Below are 18,803 nucleotides of genomic sequence, written 5' to 3' on the forward strand. Positions count from 1 at the left end.
TCGAAACATTTCGAAACATCCACGACTTGCGGAGAACCTAGACGGGTGTCGAACGCGTGTCAAGCGTCACGCGCCGACCTGTTGAGACGACATTTCCGCACTTCAGAGGCTCGCTCTTGTGTTTCGATCGAGTTTCGATACTATCGGCCGCATGCGTCGAGCCACGTTGGCCACGATTGCCGCAGCAGCGGGGGTGTCGCTCCCGACGGTGTCCAAGGTCCTGAACGGGAAGGACGACGTCGGCGCGGAGACCAGGGCCCGCGTGCGGCAGTTGCTCGCCGAGTACGACTACGTCCCGGTCGGGTCGCGCCGCGCCTCCGGGCACATGCTGGTCGACCTCGTGTTCACCGCCCTGGACAGCCCCTGGGCGGTGGAGATCATCCGCGGTGTCGTCGACACCGGCCTGCACGTCGTGGTGTCCTCCACGGACAAGCCGCGCCGGCACACCTCGTGGGCGGCGTCGCTGGTGGAGGCGCGCCGTGCCGGGGCGCTGCTGGTCACCTCGCAGTTGACCGCCGCCGACCGGCGCGTGCTCGCCAACTCGCGCATCCCGGTCGTCGTCATCGACCCCGTGGACCTCCCGCAGCCGAACGTGCCCAGCGTCGGCGCCACCAACTGGGCGGGCGGCCTGTCCGCCACCGAACACCTGCTGCGCCTCGGCCACCGCCGGGTCGGCGTCATCGGCGGACCCGCCGGGATGCTGTGCAGCCGCGCGCGCGTCGACGGCTACCGCGCCGCGCTCGACCGGGCGGGCATCGCGTTCGACCCGGAACTCGTCAGGCACGGCGACTTCAAGCACGAGGGCGGGTTCCGGCGGGCGGCAGAGCTGCTCGCCATGCCCGACCGGCCCACCGCGATCTTCGCGGGCAACGACGAACAGGCGCTCGGCGTGATCGAGGCGGCCCGCGTCGCGGGGCTGTCCGTCCCGCACGACCTGAGCGTGGTCGGCTTCGACGACTTACCGGTGGCGGTGTGGTCCTCGCCCGCCCTCACCACCGTGCGCCAGCCGCTCACCGAGATGGGGCGCCACGCGGGCCGGATGCTCGCCGACCTCATCGCGGGGCGCCCGGTGGAGACCGAGCGCGTCGAACTGGCCACCGAACTCGTCGTCCGATCGTCAACGAAGGAGCCGCCGTGCTGAACCCCTGGGCCGATCCCGGAAAGCCGACCGCGGAGCGCGTCGCCGCCCTGCTGGCCGAGCTGACCCTGGAGGAGAAGCTGGCCCAGCTCGTCGGGGTGTGGGTGGGGATCTCCGAGGGCGAGGAGGTCGCTCCCGCGCAGCACGAGTTCGCCGAGCCGCTGCCGCCGTGGGACGAGCTGACCAAGCCCGGCCTCGGCCAGCTGACCCGCGTCTTCGGCACCGGGCCGGTCGACCCCCTGGTGGGCGCCAAGGTGCTCGCCGAGACCCAGCGCAAGCTCGTCGCCAACACCCGCTTCGGCATCCCCGCCATGGCGCACGAGGAGTGCCTGGCCGGGTTCACCGCGTGGCAGGCGACGGTCTTCCCCGTCCCCCTGTCCTGGGGCGCCTCGTTCGACCCCGAGTCGGTCGAGCGGATGGCGCGCGAGGTCGGCCTGGTGATGCGCGACGTCGGCGTGCACCAGGGCCTGGCCCCGGTGCTCGACGTGACCCGCGACCCGCGGTGGGGGCGCACCGAGGAGACCATCGGCGAGGACCCCTACCTCGTCGGCCTCATCGGCTCCGCCTACACCCGCGGCCTGGAGTCCAGCGGGATCGTGGCCACCCTCAAGCACTTCGCGGGCTACTCGGCCTCCGTCGGCGGGCGCAACCACGCCCCCGTGCACATGGGGCCGCGCGAGTTCGCCGACGTCGTGCTGCCGCCGTTCGAGATGGCCCTGCGCCTGGGCGGCGCCCGGTCGGTCATGCACTCCTACGCCGAGGTCGACGGCGTGCCGCCGGCCGCGGACCCGGCGCTGCTGACCGACCTGCTGCGCGGCCGGTGGGGCTTCGAGGGCGTCGTCGTCGCCGACTACTTCGGCGTGTCGTTCCTGGAGACCGCCCACGGCGTCGCCGGGTCGCCCGGCGAGGCCGCCGCGCTCGCGCTGACCGCGGGCGTGGACGTGGAGCTGCCCAGCGTGCGCTGCTACGGCGAGCCGCTGGCCGAGCTGGTGCGCTCCGGCGTCGTGGACGAGGCGCACGTGGACGTCGCGGTGACCCGGGTGCTCACCCAGAAGTGCGAACTCGGCCTGCTGGACGAGGGCTGGGAGCCCGAGTCGCCCGCCGTGAAGCGCGGCGAGCCGGTCGACTTGGACCCGCCCGCGCTGCGCGACCTCGCCCGCACGATGGCCGAGCGGTCCGTGGTGCTGCTGGACAACGAGGCGGGCGTGCTGCCCCTCGCCGCGTCGGGCGCCGGTGCGTCGCGCATCGCGGTCGTCGGGCCGTGCGCGGACGACGTGCTCGCGCTCATGGGCTGCTACGCGTTCCCGAACCACGTGGGCGTGCAGCACCCGGACGTGGAGCTGGGCGTGGAGATGCCGACCCTGCTGGAGGCGGTGCGCGCGGAGTTCCCGCACGCCACCGTCACCACCGCGCTCGGGTGCGAGGTGTCCGGCGACGACCGGTCCGGCATCGCCGGGGCGGTCGAGGTCGCGCGGGACGCGGACGTGGTGCTCGCCGTGCTCGGCGACCGCGCCGGCCTGTTCGGCCGCGGCACGTCCGGCGAGGGTTGCGACGCCGAGGACCTGTCGCTGCCCGGCGTGCAGGGCGAACTGCTGGACGCGCTGCTGGAGGCGGGCAAGCCCGTCGTGCTGGTCCTGCTGGCCGGCCGTCCCTACGCGCTGGGCCGCTACCGCCCCGCCGGGGTCGTGCAGGCCTTCTTCCCCGGCGAGGAGGGCTCGGGCGCAGTCGCGGGCGTGCTCAGCGGGCGGGTCAACCCGTCCGGCAAGCTGCCCGTGCAGGTCCCGCGCGGTTCCGGCGGCCAGCCCACCACCTACCTGCACCCGAAGCTGGGCGCGGTGGGCGGCGTCAGCTCCGTGGACCCCACGCCGCTGTACCCGTTCGGCCACGGCCTGTCCTACACCTCGTTCGAGCTGACCGGGTTCGAGTCGGCCGAGGAGCTGCCGTCGGACGGCGAGGTCGAGGTGTCCTGCCTGGTGCGCAACACCGGCGGACGGCGCGGCGCGGAGGTCGTGCAGCTGTACCTGCACGACCCGGTCGCCTCGGTGACGCGGCCCGTGCGCCAGCTCGTCGGGTTCGCCCGGGTCGAGCTGGACGCGGGGGAGGAGCGGCGGGTGGCGTTCCGGCTGCACGCCGACCGCACGTCGTTCACCGGCCGCGACGGCCGCCGCGTCGTGGAGACCGGCGAGGTGTCCCTGCTCGTCGGCTGCTCCAGCACCGACATCCGCTGGGAGCGCACCGTGCGGGTCACCGGCGAGGACCGGTACGTCGGCCACGAGCGGGTGCTCGTCACCCCGGTCACCGCGTCGACCCCGTGAACCGACCCCGTGAGCTGGTCGTGGACGTTCGAGACCCCGGGCCGAGCAACCCGGGGTCCCCGGTGGGCAACCGGGTCCACTGACCGGGCTGGGGTGTGGGAGGGCTATGGCGGTGGCCCTCCCACACCCCGCCCACCACGTCTCAGAGGTGGGCGCGCAGGTGCCGCAGCTTGCGCTCGTCGTGCACCCTGGGGGTGGTGTGACCGCTGAACGGGAACACCGCCATCTCCTTCGGCGCGGTGATCTCGTTGTAGGCCGCGTACACCGTCGACGGCGGGCACACCTCGTCCATCAGGCCCACGCTCAGCAGGCACGTCGCGGTGATGCGGCGGGACAGCAGCGCGCCGTCGACGTAGCGCAGGGTGTCCAGCGCCCGCGGGATCAGGTCCACGTGCTGCGCCAGGAAGTTCGAGATCTCCGCGTACGGCTCGGCGCCGGTGATCGTGACGGCCCGCTGGAAGTCGCACAGGAACGGCACGTCGGCCTGGCACACCCGGACCGCCTCGCCGCACAGCGCCGCCGCGGCCAGCGCGAGGCCGCCGCCCTGGCTGCCGCCGGACACCGCGAGCCGCGCCGGGTCCACGCCGTCCAGCTCCGCCGCCACCTCCACCGCCCGCGCCGCGTCCACCATCAGCCGCGTCACGTAGTACGTCTCGGGCGAGGCGATGCCCCGGGTCATCACGCCGGGGTGCTCGGGGCCGGCGAACCCGGAGTCGGCCGTCGCGCCCAGCGTCCACCGGCCGCCCTGGCCCCGGGTGTCCATCACGAACACCGCGTACCCGGCGGCGGGCAGCAGCGCGTGCTCCGACGGCAGGCCCCGGCCGCCGCCGTAGCCGATGAAGCAGACCACCGTCGGCAGCGGCTCGTCGCCCGCCCCGCCGGGGCGGATGTACCAGCCGCGCACCCGGTCGCCGCCGTAGCCGGAGAACTCGACGTCCCACACCGGCAGCGGGCCGTAGGCGTCCGCCGCGTACGGCGACAGCACCGGCGGTCGGGCGGCGGCGCGCGCCTCCTCCAGCCGGGACTTCCACCACAGGTCCAGGTTGTCCGGTTCGGCGGTGGCGGTCCGGTACTGCGCCAGTTCCCGCTCGGAGAGGTCGAACCAGGGCACGGTGGTCCCCTTTCCAGGTGATCCGTTAAGCGCTTAATTACCCTACCGGGGGAGGGGGGCCGCGCCGCGGTCTAGACTCGATGATCACGTCCAGTGAGGAGGCGCGGGTGCGAGCCAAGCGTCCGACCATCTCGGACATCGCCAAGGCCGCGGGCGTCTCCACGGGGGCGGTGTCCTACGCGCTCAACAACCGGCCGGGCGTCTCCGAGCCCACCCGGCGCCGGATCATGGACATCGCGGACCGCCTCGGCTGGGTGCCCAGCAGCGCCGCGCGCTCGCTGTCCGACGGCCGGGCCAACGCCATCGGCCTCGTCGTGGACCGGCCGGCCCGGGTGATCGGCGTCGAGCCGTACTTCATGCAGCTCATCTCCGGCATCCAGGGCGCGCTCGCGGGCGGGCCGACGGCGCTGCTGCTCCAGGTGACCGACAACTCCGCCGCCGAACTGGCCGCCTACCGGCGCTGGTGGGGCGAGCGGCGGGTGGACGGCGTGCTGCTGGTCGACCTGGTGGAGAACGACCCCCGGGTGGAGCTGGTGCGGGAGCTGCACCTGCCGGCCGTGGTGCTCGGCGAACCGGTCGTGCCGGACGTGCCGTGCGTGTGGACCGACGACGAGGTCGCCGTGGTCGAGGTGCTGGAGTACCTGGTGGCGCTCGGCCACCGGCGGATCGTGCGGGTCGCCGGACCCACCAGGTTCGTGCACACCCAGGCGAGGTCGCGGGCGTTCACCACGGCCGCCGCGCGGCTCGGCCTGGGCGAGGCGCGGGTCGTGCACGCCGACTACTCGGACGAGGCGGCGGCCCGCGTGACGCGGCGCGTGCTGACGGGCGGCACGCCGCCGACCGCGCTCGTGTTCGACAACGACGTGATGGCGGTGTCGGCCCTCGGCGTGGCGCACGAGCTGAACCTGCCCGTGCCCGACCGGCTCTCGCTGGTGGCGTGGGACGACTCGGCGCTGTGCCGCCTGGTGCGACCCGCGCTGTCCGCCGTGCGCCGCCCGATCGCCGAGCGGGGCGCCGCCGCCGTCCGCCTGCTGCTCGACGTCGTCGCGGGTGGCGCGCCCGACCAGGTGAAGACCTCCGACCCCGAGCTGGTGCCGCGCTCCAGCACCGGCCGGGCCCCCACCACCTGAGACCCGCCATTCGAGACCGCGAGACCCGTCCGCAGGTTCGGGGCTCGACGGACCGGGGGCGTCCGTAGGACACTGGTGACCCATTTCTGGGAGCGTTCCCAGCAGTGACGGTGGATCGCGCGCAAAAGCGGTCCTGACCTGCGCTTACTTGCGAAACTCCCGGTTGACTCTTAAGCGGTTAATTGCTTTGGTGTGGAGGTCCGCCCCCGGGCGGGTGCGCTGCCCTGCGCTCGCTTCTGTCAGTGTCGACAACCACGCGAGGTACACCCATGCGCAAGCGATTCGCCTTGGTCGGCGCCGCCGTCGCCGCCTTGGTCCTCTCCCTGCTGGCGGTGGTCCCGGCCCAGGCGGCCACGGGCTTCACCGTCAGCAACGGGCGTCTCCTGGACGCCAACGGCAACGACTTCGTCATGCGTGGCGTCAACCACGCGCACACCTGGTACACGAGCAGCACCACCCAGGCGCTGAAGGACATCAAGGCCCTCGGGTCCAACACCGTCCGCGTCGTGCTCAGCTCCGGCGACCGCTGGACGAAGAACGACGCGGCAGACGTGGCCAACGTCGTCTCCCAGTGCAAGGCCAACAGGCTGATCTGCGTGCTGGAGGTGCACGACACCACCGGCTACGGCGAGCAGAGCGGCGCCGTGACCCTGGCCCGCGCGGCCGAGTACTGGCTCAGCGTCAAGAGCGCGCTGGTCGGCCAGGAGAAGTACGTCATCGTCAACATCGGCAACGAGCCGCACGGCAACACCGGCTACCAGAACTGGACCAACGACACCAAGGGCGCCATCCAGGCCCTGCGCAACGGCGGCCTGACCCACACGATCATGGTGGACGCGCCGAACTGGGGCCAGGACTGGGCGTTCACCATGCGCGACAACGCCGCGTCGGTCTTCGCCGCGGACGCGCTGAAGAACACCGTGTTCTCCATCCACATGTACGGCGTGTTCGACACGGCCGCGGAGATCAACGACTACCTCAACCGCTTCGTGACCGCGAAGCTGCCGATCGTCGTGGGCGAGTTCGGCCACGACCACTCCGACGGCAACCCCGACGAGGACACCATCTTCGCCACCACCCAGTCGCTCAAGCTGGGCTACCTGGGCTGGTCGTGGAGCGGCAACGGCGGCGGCGTCGAGTACCTCGACATGGTCACCGACTTCAACGCCGCGCAGCTGACGTCGTGGGGCCGGCGGATCTTCGACGGCGCCAACGGCATCAAGGCCACCTCGAAGGAGGCCAGCGTCTACGGCGGTGGCGGCGGCCCGACCGACACCACGCCGCCGAGCGCGCCGGGCACCCCGTCGGCGTCCGGCGTCACCTCCACCTCGGCGACCCTGACCTGGTCGGCCGCCACGGACGACGTCGGCGTCACCGGCTACGACGTGGTCCGCGTCAGCGGCTCCACCGAGACGGCGGTGGCGAGCCCGTCCGGCACGAGCACGACCGTCACCGGCCTGTCCGCGGGCACCGCGTACAGGTTCGCCGTCTACGCGCGGGATGCGGCGGGCAACCGCTCCACCCGCTCGGGCACGGTCGACGTCACCACCCGGCCCGGCGGCGGCGACCCGATCGGGACCTGCGCGGTCACCTACAAGGTCACCGGCCAGTGGCAGGGCGGCTTCCAGGGCGACGTGAAGGTGGCCAACACCGGCACGACCGCGGTCAACGGCTGGACGCTGCGCTGGACGTGGGCCGCCGGCCAGACCGTCACCCAGTCCTGGGGCGCCACCACGACCCAGTCCGGCGCGCAGCTGAGCGCGGCGAACGTGGCGTACAACGCGACGATCCCGGCCGGCGGCTCGGTGAGCTTCGGCTTCATCGGCTCGTGGAACGGGACCAACCCCGCGCCCACGTCGTTCGCCCTCAACGGCGCGACCTGCGCGACCGCCTAGGGGCCCGCGATGTCACCGAGAAAAACGGCACCGGGGAAAACGGCACTGGCGGCGCTGTTCGCGGCGCTCGCGGCGCTCGTCGGCGTTCTCGTGGCCGCGCCGGGGCAGGCGGCCGTGCGGGCCGCCGCACCCGTGCGGATCATGGCGCTCGGCGACTCCATCACCGGGTCGCCGGGCTGCTGGCGGGCGCTGCTCGACCGCGACCTGCGGGCCGCCGGGCACACCGACATCGACTTCGTGGGCACGCTCAACCCGGACGGCTGCGGGTTCGCCTACGACGGCCAGCACGAGGGCCACGGCGGGGCGCTCGTCACGGCGGTCGCCGACCAGGACCAGCTCGTCGGCTGGCTGGCCGCGAGCAAGCCGGACGTGGTGCTCATGCACTTCGGCACCAACGACGTGTGGAGCGCGCGGTCGACGGCGACCGTCCTGGCCGCCTACGGCAAGCTCGTGGACCAGATGCGGGCGGACAACCCGTCGATGAAGGTCCTCGTCGCCAAGATCATCCCCATGGCGGCGAGCGCCTGCGCCGAGTGCCCGCAGCGGGTGGCCGACCTGAACGCGGCGATCCCGGCCTGGGCGGCGGGCAAGTCCACCGCCCGGTCGCCCGTCACCGTCGTGGACCAGTGGACCGGCTTCGCCACCGGCTCCGACACCTACGACGGCGTGCACCCGAACGCCTCGGGTGACCGGAAGATCGCCGACCGGTGGTTCCCCGCCGTGGTGGCCGCCCTGAGGGGCGTCACACCCACGTCCACCACGACGTCGACCACCACCACGACCACGACGACCACCACGACCACCACCCCGCCTCCGGGCGGCGGGTGCGCCGCCGAGGTCAGGGTGGCCAACCAGTGGCCGGGTGGCTTCTCGGCGGAGATCACCGTGCGCAACAGCGGCACGACCGCGACCCGGGGCTGGACGGTGCGGTTCGAGGCGCGCGGCGGCATGTCCGTCACGCAGGGCTGGAACGGCACGTTCAGCCAGACCGGCACCACCGTGACGGTGGGCAACGCGTCCTGGAACGGCGCGCTCCCGGTCGGGGGCACGGCGAAGGTCGGGTTCAACGGCAGCGGCGACGCGTCCGGCTGGACCCCGACCGCCGGGTGCGCGGCGGCCTGACCAGGCGGGCGTCCGCGGTCGTGCCTCCGGGTGCGGCCGCGGACGCCCGTTCGCGTCCCGGGTGATCTTCCCGGGGCGATCCCGGGGTGGAGTACGGTTCCGTGCGCAGGCCCGGCGGTGTTCCCCGGGGTCGTCCTCGGGTGTGCTGGTGGGTGTGGATGCGCTTGCTCAGATCGTGCTACCGGTGGTTCCTCGCCCACGTGCCGGGCGGTCCGGTGCGCGGCCCCGTGGTCGGGCTGGTGGCGCTGTTCGCGATCAACGCGGCCCTGGCGTTCGCCCCCTGGTCCACCGCGACCCGCGTGCTGGTGGGTCTCCTCCCGCTGCTGGCCGCGGGCCTGGCGCTGGTCGCGTACCGGGTGAACTCCGGCGTGCTGGAGCGGCACCGCACGCTGCTGGCCCACTACGCCGACGTGATCTACGACGAGCTCCAGCCCCTCGTGCACATCGTGGCGTGGGAGGAGCGGGCGACGCTCGCCGCCAACGGCGACGCGGAGACCGAGGTGACCGTGACGGCCACGCCCGCCGCCGACGGGGTGCGGGTGCTGCGCCTGCGGTTCCAGGCGGGCTGGGACCAGCCGGAGGCCCAGCGGTCGCTGGTGAAGGCGGTGGTGCGCGGCGTCCTCGTCGACGAGCTGCCCGGCGCCCGGTTCGCGGTGTCCACGTCCTGGCGGGAGGACGGCCGGTTCGACCTGGCCGTGCACTTCCAGGAGCCGATCCCGGCGGGCAGCGAGGTCCGGGTCGTGGTGACCCTGTTCTGGCCGGGCAAGTGCGCGCCGCTGATGCGCTTCGGCGAACCGGACGCGTTCGCCTACCGCTTCGCCGGCAGCGTGCCGCACGTCTCGCTGGCGCTGCGCCTGCCGCGCGGGGTCGATGTCTTCTACGACGCCCTGGGCTTCGACCGGGGCGACCCAGGGTTCGTGCTGGAGTCGGTGCGCTCGCCCGCCGACCGCACCGAGGTCGTGTTCAGCGCCACCGACCTCCAGCCCGACCGGCGGGTGGGCGTGCGGCTCGACGTGGTGTGACCCGAGTCACGTCTGGTGGTGTAGAGATGCCGTCCGCGGTGCCGTCTGCGGGGTGAGGGCGCCGGGACGGTGCGCCCGCGCACCGAGGAGAGCGATCATGGCGAAGTTCCTGCTGCTGATGAACTACGGCACTACCGCCACCTGCGACACCCCCATGGACCGGTGGGCGCCCGAGGACGTCGCCGCGCACATCGGGTACCAGCAGCGGCTCGGCGAGGAGCTGGCCCGCAACGGCGAACTGGTCGACGCCCAGGGCCTGTCCGGTCCCGAGCTGGCCGCGACCGTCGTGTTCACCGGGGTCGGCGCGCCCGTCGTCACCGACGGCCCGTTCCCGGAGTCCAAGGAGCTGCTGGCCGGCTACTGGCTGGTCGACGCCACGCGGGAGCGGGCGCTGGAGATCGCGGCCAGGGCGTCGGCCGCGCCCGGCCCGGACGGCGTGCCGCTGGGCCAGCCCATCGAGGTGCGGGAGTTGATGTCGGCCCCCGCCGCGTCCGACCTGTGAGCCGCGTCGTCGAGGACCTGCTGCGCGAGTGCGCGCCGCGGGTCCTCGGCGCGCTCGCCCGCCGGTGCGGCGACTTCGCGCTCGCCGAGGACGCCGTGCAGGAGGCGCTGCTGTCGGCGCACCGGCACTGGCCGGTCGACGGCGTGCCGGACGACCCGCGCGCCTGGCTCGTGCGCGTCGCCGCGCGCAAGGCCACCGACCTGGTGCGCGGCGAGATCGCCCGCCGCAGGCGCGAGGACGCGGTGTTCCGCGAGCCACCGCCCGGCGAGGCGGCGGACCGCGACGACACGCTCCTCCTGCTGTTCCTGTGCTGCCACCCCGACCTGACGCCCGCGTCCGCCATCGCGCTCACCCTGCGCGCCGTGGGCGGTCTGACGACGGCCGAGATCGCCCGCGCCTTCCTGGTGCCGGAGGCGACCATGGCGCAGCGCATCAGCCGGGCCAAGCAGAAGCTGCGCGGCGCGGAGTTCGCCGTGCCCGGTCCCGACGAGCGGGCCGCCAGGCTGCGCACCGTGCTGCACGTGCTGTACCTCGTCTTCAACGAGGGCTACACCAGCAGCACGGGTGGTTCGCTGCACCGCGTCGAGCTGTCCGGTGAGGCGATCCGGCTCACCCGGGCGGTGCACGCGCGCCTGCCGTCCGACGGCGAGGTCGCGGGCCTGCTCGCGCTGATGCTGCTCACCGACGCCCGCCGCCCGGCGCGCACCGCCCCCGACGGCTCGATCGTGCCGCTGGCCGAGCAGGACCGGTCGACGTGGGACCGGGCCCTGATCGCGGAGGGCGCGGACCTGATCACCGCCGCCGTGGAGCGCGGTCCGATCGGCGAGTACCAGTTGCAGGCCGCCATCGCCGCCCTGCACGACGACGCCGCGCGCGCGGAGGACACCGACTGGCCGCAGATCCTCGGCATGTACACGTTCCTGGAACGCATCACGGACAACCCCGTGGTGACGCTGAACCGGGCGGTGGCCGTCGCGATGGTGCACGGCCCCGCCGCCGGCCTGGCCCTGGTCGACACCCTGGACGACCGCCTGCCCGGCCACCACCGCCTCGACGCCGTCCGCGCCCACCTGCACGAGATGGCGGGCGACGCGTCACGTGCCGCCGCGCACTACCGCGCCGCCGCGGCCCGCACCACGAGCCTGCCGGAGCAGCGCTACCTGATGGCCAAGGCCCGCCGCTCAACCTGATGCCGTTCGACGTGGAGCACGTCGTGGCGGTGTGGAGGGCGTCCCGGTGGTCAGGCCGGCCGCGGCGCCCAGGAGGCCGCCGCACACCCGCGGGGTGGCCAGTCGGGCCAGCCGGTGCCGCCACAGGGCGTCGGGCCGGCCACCCGGCCCGGTGGCGACGGCGGCGAGCGCCTGCGTGCCGACCACCGCGGAGGTGATGCCGTCCGCCTCGTCGCGCAGGTCGAGCCCCGCCACCAGCTCGCCGGCCCGCTCCGCCCGGCCGAGCAGGTCGCGCACGACGGCCGACAGGCACGCCACGTGCACGCCCGCGAGCAGGTCGAACAGCTCGCTGGTGAACAGCAGCCGCACGCCGACGCGCACCACCCGGTCGGTCCGCGCCAACCGGTTCATCTCGCCGGTCAGCTCCACCAGCGTGGCCAGCGGTCCGGCGCCGCGCCGCTCGATCGCGTCGCGCACCTCGTGCCACCGGCGGAAGTGCTCCTCGACCACGGCGACGGCGAGCGCCTGCTTCGACGGGTAGTGCCGGTACAGCGCGCCCTTGGTGACCGACACCCGGCGGCACACGGCGTCCAGCGACGTCGCGCCGTAGCCGTCCCGGTCGAACAGCTCGATGCCCGCGGCGACCAGGGCGGCCCTGGTGCGGGTTCCCCGCGCGGCGTCGTTCACGGCGACCTCGCTTCCCGGTGGCTACCCAGCGTAACGACCTGCTACGTTCCGGTCAACGAACGGCGCGGAGCGGGACGGAGCCGGTCACCGGGGCGGGGTCATCCGCAGCCCCGCGCACACCTCGGGCCACGCCAGGGCCGGCAGCCAGGAGCGCCACAGGCGGACCACGCCGGCGGTCGCCGCGTCCACCCCGTCGACGGCCCGCGACACCAGGTGCACGCCCACGAGCTCCGCGACGATGCCCTCGGCGCACGCGGGCAGGTTCACGCCGTCGCGCAGCTCGCCCCGCGCCGCCGCGCCGCGCAGCAGGTCGTGCACCACCGAGGTCCACTGGCCGAGCCGGCGCTCCGCCACGTCCTCGCACACCGGTGACTGGAACATCAGCCGCCGCTCCACCTCCTGGTCGCGCTGCGCCGCGTAACCCAGGTCCACCAACACCTGCAACGGGCTGCGGTGCTGCCGCTGCAACCGCTCCCTGGTGCGCGCCCACTCCGCGGCGCGCACGTCCAGCACCGCGACGGCGAGCGCCTTCTTGGAGCCGAAGTGGCCGTAGAGCGCGCCTTTCGTGACGCCGGCGCGCTCGCACACCTCGTCCACGGTCGCCCGCGCGTACCCCTCGCGCTCGAACACCTCGGCCGCGGCGGCGACCAGCGCCTGACGCGTGGTCACCCCCGCCTGCGCGTCCACCGGGCCACCGCCGCGGCCTGTTCCAGGTCCCGCGCGGGCGCGTCCAGCACCCGGCCGAGCCACGCCCGCCAGTACGGGCCGGGAATGCGCTTGCCCCGTTCCCACCGGGACACCTCCTCGCGGGTGACGCTCGCGTTGCCCGACGCGGCGTGCAGGCGTGCCGCGAGGTCGTGCTGGGTCAACCCGCGACCCCGCCGCAGTTCCGGGATGAGCTTGCTGATCGGCCGCGGTTCGTTCGGCACGGCGACACCTTTCCTCGACGGGCTCAGGGGCGCGGTCGTCATCCTGGCACCGATCCGTGCGGCCATTGCGGTGATACCGGGGGAACACCGGGGGCGGCGAGGGCCGAGGCGAGCGCCAGCGTGTCCGCGTAGAGGCGGAATTCGCTGATCAGGTCGTGCCGCACGGAGACCGACAGCGCGAAGTCGAAGGAGCGGGATTCGTCGCTCACGTGCAGGCGCGCGTGCAGCTGCCCGGTCAGCACGGCGTCCACGCCGTCGACGACCAGCGCGCGCGTGGTGATGCCGGTGAGCTCGAACGCGCCGAGGAAGCCCAGGAAGAACGCCTCCACCTCGCGGAGCGAGCGCACCCTCGCGGGCCACGGCGCACCCGGCACCGGCGCGGCCCACCACCGCACCTCGGGGGCGAACAGCCGCGCGGTGCCCGCCGCGTCGCCGGCGGCCCACCGGGCGACCAGCCTCTCCACCGCCGCCGTGACGCCGCCCAACAACGGACCTCCCCTCCCACCGCCGCGCCGCCGCGCCGCCGGTCGTCCAGTCTCGTGCGCGGGCGGGCGCGGGCACAGGGGCCAGTGGCGCGTGGGACATCCGGGTGGTACCGCGGGATGCGCCGTTCCGGGTGGTACCGGACCCCGTTCCGCCGGGTACCCCGCTGGTTCGACGCCGCGGCGTCGTCCCCGGACCTGCGACGCCTGCGAGGTGTGCCATGGTGGATCGAGGACATGTCCCCGCCCGGATCGGCGTTCCCGACGTCGTGACCGTGGAGGAGGAGACCGGGCGGCTGCGCGCCCTCGACTACGAGCGCGGCGGCGGGGCGTGCCGGGACGAGGCGGTCCGGGCGGTGGCGCGAGGTGAGCGCCTGCTGTGCGCCCAGGCCACCGGCGTGGTGCTCCGCAGGTTGCTGGTGGCGCTGGCGGACCTGCACAACCTGGCCGCGTGGACGTGCTTCGACACCGGCGTCGACCACACCGCGCTGCGGCACTGGCGGCGTGCCGGGGAACTGGCCGCGCGGGCGGGCAACCAGGACCTGGTGGCGAACGTGCACTACCGGACCGGTCGGTTGCGGCTGCACCGGGGCGCGCCGGCGGCCGCGTTGAGCTGCTTCGAGCAGGGCGTGGTCGCGGCCCGCCAGGCGGGGTCCCGGCACGCGGTGGCGATGCTGTTCGCGAACCAGGCGTGGGCGTTCGCGAGCCTCGGCGACGCGGAGGAGGCGCTGCGCCGGCTGGGCCGGGCGCGTGACGCGTTCGAGGCGAGCACGCCGTCGGTCGCGCCCGCGTGGGCGAGGTTCTTCGACGAGACGGACCTGACCGGGCTGAGCGGCATGGTGCACTCCGAGCTGGCGCGCACGGTGGACCGGGCGCACGCCGCGCGGGCGATCCGGGACCTCACCGAGGCGGTCGTCGGCTACCCCGAGGAGATGACCCGCAGCCGGTTGTTCGGCCTCATCGCGCTCATCGGGAACCACCTGCTGGGCAACGACTTCGACCACGCCGCAGCCGTCGGCGACCGGGCGCTCGCGCTCGCGGGCGAGGTCGACTCGCTCCGCGTGGCAGACCGGCTGCGTCCCGTCGGGCGGCTCGCCCGGGCCTGCCGCGCCGACCCCCGCGCCCGGGAGCTGGCCGGTCGGATCGCGGAGTTCGCGACCCCCGCCTGACCCGCGCCGTCCCACCGCGGCCGTCGAATTCGACTCGAATTCGACGGCCGTTCGACGTCGCCGTTCGAATGGCCGTCGAAACGAATCACGTCGTTGACGCGTGGCGAACAACGACGTAATACTCTGTTCGCACTTCTGGATAGCGTTCACACATATGAATGATCTTGCCGGGGAAAGGCTCCTCGCCATGCGAACCCTCAGTACTGCGCTCGTGCTCTCCTGCGCCTTGGGCGTGATCGTGGCGGCACCGGCGCACGCAAGCCCTGACCTGGGCAGACAAGTTCTGCAAGCCGGTGACGGGTGGGCGTCGAGCGGCACCGGGACGACCGGTGGATCTCAGGCGACGACGGTGCACACGGTGCGCACGGAAGCGGAATTGCGGGCGGCCCTCGCCGCCCCCGCGCCGCGCCTCATCAAAGTGCGCGGCGTGATCGACCTGCGCGCCGACTGCGCCGAACACGCGGCGGACGGCTACACCCTCGCGGGCTACCTGGCCGAATACGACCCGGCCGTCTGGGGGCGTGAGCGCGAACCCAGCGGCCCGCTGGAAGAGGCCCGCGCCGCGTCCGCGCAGCGGCAGCTGGCGGCGATCGGCGTCCCGGTGGGGAGCGACACCACGATCGTCGGCGACGGACGCGGCGCGGGCCTCACCGGCGCCAGCCTGCGCGTGCACAACGCGCAGAACGTGATCATCCGCAACCTCACCTTCCGCGACACCCGCGACTGCTTCCCGCAGTGGGACCCGACCGACGGCGCGGAGGGCAACTGGAACTCGGCCTACGACGCGGTGTCGTTGCAGCGCGCCACGAACGTGTGGGTGGACCACAACACCTTCACCGACCAGCCGCACCCGGACAGCGCCGCGCCGACCTACTTCGGCCGCCCGTACCAGCAGCACGACGGCTCGCTCGACATGACCAACGGCACCGACCTGGTCACCGCGTCGTACAACCTGTTCGAGGACCACGGCAAGACCATGCTCATCGGCTCGTCGAACACCTCGACCACCGACCCGGGCAAGCTGCGCGTGAGCGTGCACCACAACGTCTTCCGCAACGTCGAGGAACGGCTCCCGCGCGTGCGGTTCGGCCAGGTGCACGTCTACAACAACCTCTACGAGCCGGGACCGTCGTTCGTCTACGCGTGGGGCGTGGGCGTGCGGTCCGCGCTCCACGTGGAGAACAACTACGTGAAGCTGCGCGACGGCGGCGCGGTCGAAGACCTCATCCACAACTGGGGCGGCACCGCCATCACCGAGACCGGCACGCTGGTCGACGGCCGGCCGGTGGACGTGCTCGACGCGTTCAACGCGGCCAACCCGACGACCCCGCTCGCCGGTGACGCCGGGTGGACGCCCGTGCTGAACCGCGGCCTCGAACCCACCTCCCGGATCAAGAACCTCAAGGCCGGGGCCCAGCAGCGCGAGCGGTACCACGTCGCCAAGGGCACCGACTTCGACACCGTGCAGGCCGCGATCGACGCCGCGCCGCCCGGCACCACCATCACCCTCGGCAAGGGCGTGTACCGCGAGGTCGTCCGGGTGCCCGCGACCAAGCCCGACCTGCTGCTCAAGGGCTCCACCGGCAACGCGCGGGACGTCGTGATCGACTACGACAACGCCGCCGGCACCACGAAGCCCGACGGCACCGCGCACGGCACCACCGGCTCGGCCACCGCCACCATCGAGGCCGACGGGTTCACCGCCCGCGACCTCACCTTCAGCAACTCGTTCGACCGGGCAGCGCACCCCGGGATCACCGCCACCCAGGCCGTCGCCGTGAAGGCCACCGGGGACCGGCAGTACTACGACCGGGTCCGCTTCCTCGGCCACCAGGACACCCTGTACGCCGACACCCGGAACGTCGGCGCGCGGGCCCGCCAGTACTACCGGGGCGGCGAGGTGGTCGGCGACGTCGACTTCATCTTCGGCCGCGCGACCGCCGTGTTCGACCGGATGACGATCCGGGCGCTGGACCGCGGCGGCGACCCCAACGGGTACGTCACGGCCGCCAGCACGCGCCGCGACAACCCGCACGGCTTCCTCATCACCCACTCGCGCATCGAGAGCGACGCCCCGGCCGGCACCTACCACCTGGGCCGCCCCTGGCACCCCGGCGGCGACCCGGACGCCATCGCCTCGGTCGTCGTCCGCGACACGAAGCTGCCCGCCGCGGTGAAGACCGCGCCGTGGACCGACATGTCAGGCTTCTCCTGGCGCGACGCCCGGTTCGCCGAGTTCCGCAACTCCGGCCCCGGCGCCACGCCCGGCGCGGACCGGCCGGTGCTGACGGCGGAGCAGGCCGCGCAGCACACCGTCCGCGCGTACCTCGGCGACTGGAACCCCGCATGAGGACTCGCACGTGGGCGCCCTACGCGCTCATCGCCCCGACGCTGCTGCTGATGGCGGTCTTCCTGGTCTACCCGATCGGGAGCGTCGTCTACTACAGCCTCCAGCGCTACAACGTGACCCAGCCGTGGAAGAACGGGTTCGCGGGTCTCGACAACTTCAAGCAGATGCTGTTCGACGACCCGCTGTTCTGGCAGAGCCTCGCGTTCAGCGCCAAGTGGGTGCTCGTCGAGGTCGGCCTCCAGCTCCTGCTGGGGCTGGTCCTCGCCCTGATCGTCAACGAGACGTTCATCGGGCGCGGCGTGGCCCGCGCGCTCGTGTTCTCGCCGTGGGCGGTCTCGGGCGTGCTGACCACGGGCATCTGGATCCTCCTGCTCAACCCGTCCACCGGCATCTTCCAGGTGCTCTCCGAGTGGGGGATCGGCTCCCCGGGCACGTCGGTGCTCGGCAACCCCGACACGGTGTTCGACGCCCTGGTGGTGACCGAGCTGTGGCGGGGCGTGCCGTTCTTCGCGATCCTGCTGCTCGCCGACCTCCAGAGCATCCCCAAGGACCTCTACGAGGCGGCGTCCGTCGACGGCGCGAGCCGGTGGCGGCGCTTCACCAGCGTCACCCTGCCGCACCTCAAGGACGCGATCATCCTGTCGACCCTGCTGCGCGCGGTGTGGGAGTTCAACAACGTGGACCTCATCTACACCCTGACCGGCGGCGGACCCGCGAACCAGACCACGACCCTGCCGCTGTACGTGGCGCGGCAGGCCGTCGACTCGCACAACTTCGGGTACGGCTCGGCGCTCACGGTCGCCGGGTTCCTGATCCTGCTGTTCTTCTCGATCGCCTACCTGCGGTTGTCGAAGTTCGGGAGCCGAGCATGACCGAGACCCTGGGCAAGACCGACACCCTGGTGCGGGAGATCGCCGGCACCACGCACGCCCCGCCGCCACCCACCAGGCGTCGCCGCCGGGCGGTGGCCGAGGAGCCGGGCAAGCCGTGGATGATCCACGTGCCGCTGGTGCTCTACCTGCTGTTCACGCTCATCCCGTTCTACTGGATGCTGGTGTTCGCGGTGCGGCCGGCCGGCTCGACGCAGCTCGTGCCGTGGCCCATCTCGTTCGAGCACTTCGACACGGTGTGGAACGACATCGGGTTCGGCGTGTTCTTCTACAACAGCGTGGTCATGGGCCTCGGCGTGCTGGTGTTCGTGACCGTCCTGTCGGTGATGGGCGGCTACGCGCTGGCCCGGTTCAAGTTCCGCGGCCAGCGGGTCTTCCTGCTGGCGATGCTGTGCAGCCAGTTCATCCCCGGCGCGATGATGCTGATCCCGCTGTTCGTGATCTTCAAGGGCCTCGGGCTGCTCAACAGCATCACCGGCCTGGTCATCGCGGAGGTGGCGTTCCAGCTGCCGCTGTCGCTGATCCTGATGGCCGGCTTCATCCGCAACATCTCCGTGGAGCTGGAAGAAGCCGCGATGGTGGACGGCTGCTCGCGCCTGCGCGCGTTCTTCGCCGTCGTCCTGCCGCAGCTCAAGCCCGCCCTGGTGGCGGTCGGGTCGTTCGCGTTCATCGGCGCCTGGAACAACTTCCTGTTCGCCCTGATGTTCGCGACCAGGCAGGACAAGTTCACCCTGCCGGTCGGCCTGAGCTACACGTTGGGTGAGTTCAACACCGACTTCGGAGCACTCGCCGCCGGTGGCGTGGTCGCGGCCGTACCGGTGGTCCTGGTTTTCGCCGTCGTGCAGCGGTTCCTGGTGCAGGGGCTCAGCGCCGGGGCTGTGAAGGGATAGGG

General features: G+C 73.1%; 17 protein-coding genes. 12 read left to right on the forward strand and 5 right to left on the reverse strand.

The window, feature by feature from the left end:
- Positions 1 to 151 precede the first annotated feature (151 nt).
- A complete protein-coding gene (locus J2S66_RS02825) occupies positions 152 to 1,141 on the forward strand; it encodes a LacI family DNA-binding transcriptional regulator (protein WP_306745279.1) in 990 nt (329 codons plus the stop codon).
- Complete coding sequence (locus tag J2S66_RS02830; protein WP_310303419.1) at positions 1,135 to 3,453, forward strand: beta-xylosidase/alpha-l-arabinosidase; 2,319 nt, start codon at positions 1,135 to 1,137, stop codon at positions 3,451 to 3,453. Before J2S66_RS02825 ends, J2S66_RS02830 begins: the two co-directional genes overlap by 7 nt.
- A 142-nt stretch (positions 3,454 to 3,595) precedes the next feature.
- Here J2S66_RS02830 and J2S66_RS02835 read toward each other — a convergent pair whose 3' ends face one another.
- Positions 3,596 to 4,564, reverse strand: a complete 969-nt coding sequence (locus J2S66_RS02835) for an acetylxylan esterase (protein ID WP_310303422.1) — start codon at positions 4,562 to 4,564, stop codon at positions 3,596 to 3,598.
- A 107-nt stretch (positions 4,565 to 4,671) separates the two neighbouring features.
- Here J2S66_RS02835 and J2S66_RS02840 point away from each other — a divergent pair, with 107 nt between their 5' ends.
- The 6 genes from J2S66_RS02840 to J2S66_RS02865 all read left to right on the forward strand — a co-directional run bounded on the left by J2S66_RS02840 (position 4,672) and on the right by J2S66_RS02865 (position 11,425).
- The gene (locus J2S66_RS02840) at positions 4,672 to 5,694 is read left to right on the forward strand and encodes a LacI family DNA-binding transcriptional regulator (RefSeq protein ID WP_310303425.1); all 1,023 of its coding nucleotides are present in this window, start codon (positions 4,672 to 4,674) and stop codon (positions 5,692 to 5,694) included.
- 269 nt (positions 5,695 to 5,963) lie between these two features.
- Positions 5,964 to 7,589, forward strand: a complete 1,626-nt coding sequence (locus tag J2S66_RS02845; protein WP_310303427.1) for a cellulase family glycosylhydrolase — start codon at positions 5,964 to 5,966, stop codon at positions 7,587 to 7,589.
- A 9-nt stretch (positions 7,590 to 7,598) separates the two neighbouring features.
- Positions 7,599 to 8,711 (forward strand): cellulose binding domain-containing protein, encoded by a 1,113-nt coding sequence (locus tag J2S66_RS02850; protein WP_310303430.1) that lies wholly within the window; start codon positions 7,599 to 7,601, stop codon positions 8,709 to 8,711.
- Between the two features lie 158 nt (positions 8,712 to 8,869).
- On the forward strand, positions 8,870 to 9,733 hold the full coding sequence (locus J2S66_RS02855; RefSeq protein WP_310303433.1) for a hypothetical protein: 864 nt from the start codon (positions 8,870 to 8,872) through the stop codon (positions 9,731 to 9,733).
- Between the two features lie 97 nt (positions 9,734 to 9,830).
- The gene (locus tag J2S66_RS02860) at positions 9,831 to 10,235 is read left to right on the forward strand and encodes a YciI family protein (RefSeq protein WP_310303436.1); all 405 of its coding nucleotides are present in this window, start codon (positions 9,831 to 9,833) and stop codon (positions 10,233 to 10,235) included.
- Positions 10,232 to 11,425 carry an RNA polymerase sigma factor gene (locus J2S66_RS02865; RefSeq protein WP_310303439.1) on the forward strand — a complete coding sequence of 398 codons (1,194 nt, stop codon included), beginning with the start codon at positions 10,232 to 10,234 and terminating at the stop codon, positions 11,423 to 11,425. Before J2S66_RS02860 ends, J2S66_RS02865 begins: the two co-directional genes overlap by 4 nt.
- Here J2S66_RS02865 and J2S66_RS02870 read toward each other — a convergent pair.
- The 4 genes from J2S66_RS02870 to J2S66_RS02885 all read right to left on the reverse strand — a co-directional run bounded on the left by J2S66_RS02870 (position 11,417) and on the right by J2S66_RS02885 (position 13,505).
- On the reverse strand, positions 11,417 to 12,091 hold the full coding sequence (locus J2S66_RS02870; protein ID WP_310303442.1) for a TetR family transcriptional regulator: 675 nt from the start codon (positions 12,089 to 12,091) through the stop codon (positions 11,417 to 11,419). The two genes, J2S66_RS02865 and J2S66_RS02870, sit on opposite strands and share 9 nt — an antisense overlap.
- An 84-nt stretch (positions 12,092 to 12,175) precedes the next feature.
- On the reverse strand, positions 12,176 to 12,778 hold the full coding sequence (locus J2S66_RS02875) for a TetR family transcriptional regulator (RefSeq protein ID WP_310303445.1): 603 nt from the start codon (positions 12,776 to 12,778) through the stop codon (positions 12,176 to 12,178).
- Complete coding sequence (locus J2S66_RS02880; RefSeq protein ID WP_310303449.1) at positions 12,757 to 13,020, reverse strand: helix-turn-helix domain-containing protein; 264 nt, start codon at positions 13,018 to 13,020, stop codon at positions 12,757 to 12,759. Before J2S66_RS02880 ends, J2S66_RS02875 begins: the two co-directional genes overlap by 22 nt.
- A 38-nt stretch (positions 13,021 to 13,058) precedes the next feature.
- Entirely contained in the window at positions 13,059 to 13,505 is a 447-nt protein-coding gene (locus J2S66_RS02885) for a nuclear transport factor 2 family protein (protein ID WP_310303452.1), read from the reverse strand.
- A gap of 131 nt (positions 13,506 to 13,636) precedes the next feature.
- Between J2S66_RS02885 and J2S66_RS02890 the strand changes: the two genes are divergently transcribed.
- The 4 genes from J2S66_RS02890 to J2S66_RS02905 all read left to right on the forward strand — a co-directional run bounded on the left by J2S66_RS02890 (position 13,637) and on the right by J2S66_RS02905 (position 18,801).
- The gene (locus tag J2S66_RS02890) at positions 13,637 to 14,671 is read left to right on the forward strand and encodes a tetratricopeptide repeat protein (RefSeq protein ID WP_510184964.1); all 1,035 of its coding nucleotides are present in this window, start codon (positions 13,637 to 13,639) and stop codon (positions 14,669 to 14,671) included.
- 358 nt (positions 14,672 to 15,029) lie between these two features.
- The gene (locus J2S66_RS02895) at positions 15,030 to 17,021 is read left to right on the forward strand and encodes a pectinesterase family protein (RefSeq protein ID WP_310303459.1); all 1,992 of its coding nucleotides are present in this window, start codon (positions 15,030 to 15,032) and stop codon (positions 17,019 to 17,021) included.
- Entirely contained in the window at positions 17,018 to 17,893 is an 876-nt protein-coding gene (locus J2S66_RS02900) for a carbohydrate ABC transporter permease (protein WP_310303462.1), read from the forward strand. The genes J2S66_RS02895 and J2S66_RS02900 overlap by 4 nt, the downstream gene beginning before the upstream one ends.
- On the forward strand, positions 17,890 to 18,801 hold the full coding sequence (locus J2S66_RS02905) for a carbohydrate ABC transporter permease (protein WP_306745266.1): 912 nt from the start codon (positions 17,890 to 17,892) through the stop codon (positions 18,799 to 18,801). The genes J2S66_RS02900 and J2S66_RS02905 overlap by 4 nt, the downstream gene beginning before the upstream one ends.
- The last annotated feature ends 2 nt before the right edge of the window (positions 18,802 to 18,803 follow it).

Source organism: Saccharothrix longispora (assembly GCF_031455225.1).
In the GTDB taxonomy this organism is placed as follows: Bacteria; Actinomycetota; Actinomycetes; order Mycobacteriales; family Pseudonocardiaceae; genus Actinosynnema; species Actinosynnema longispora.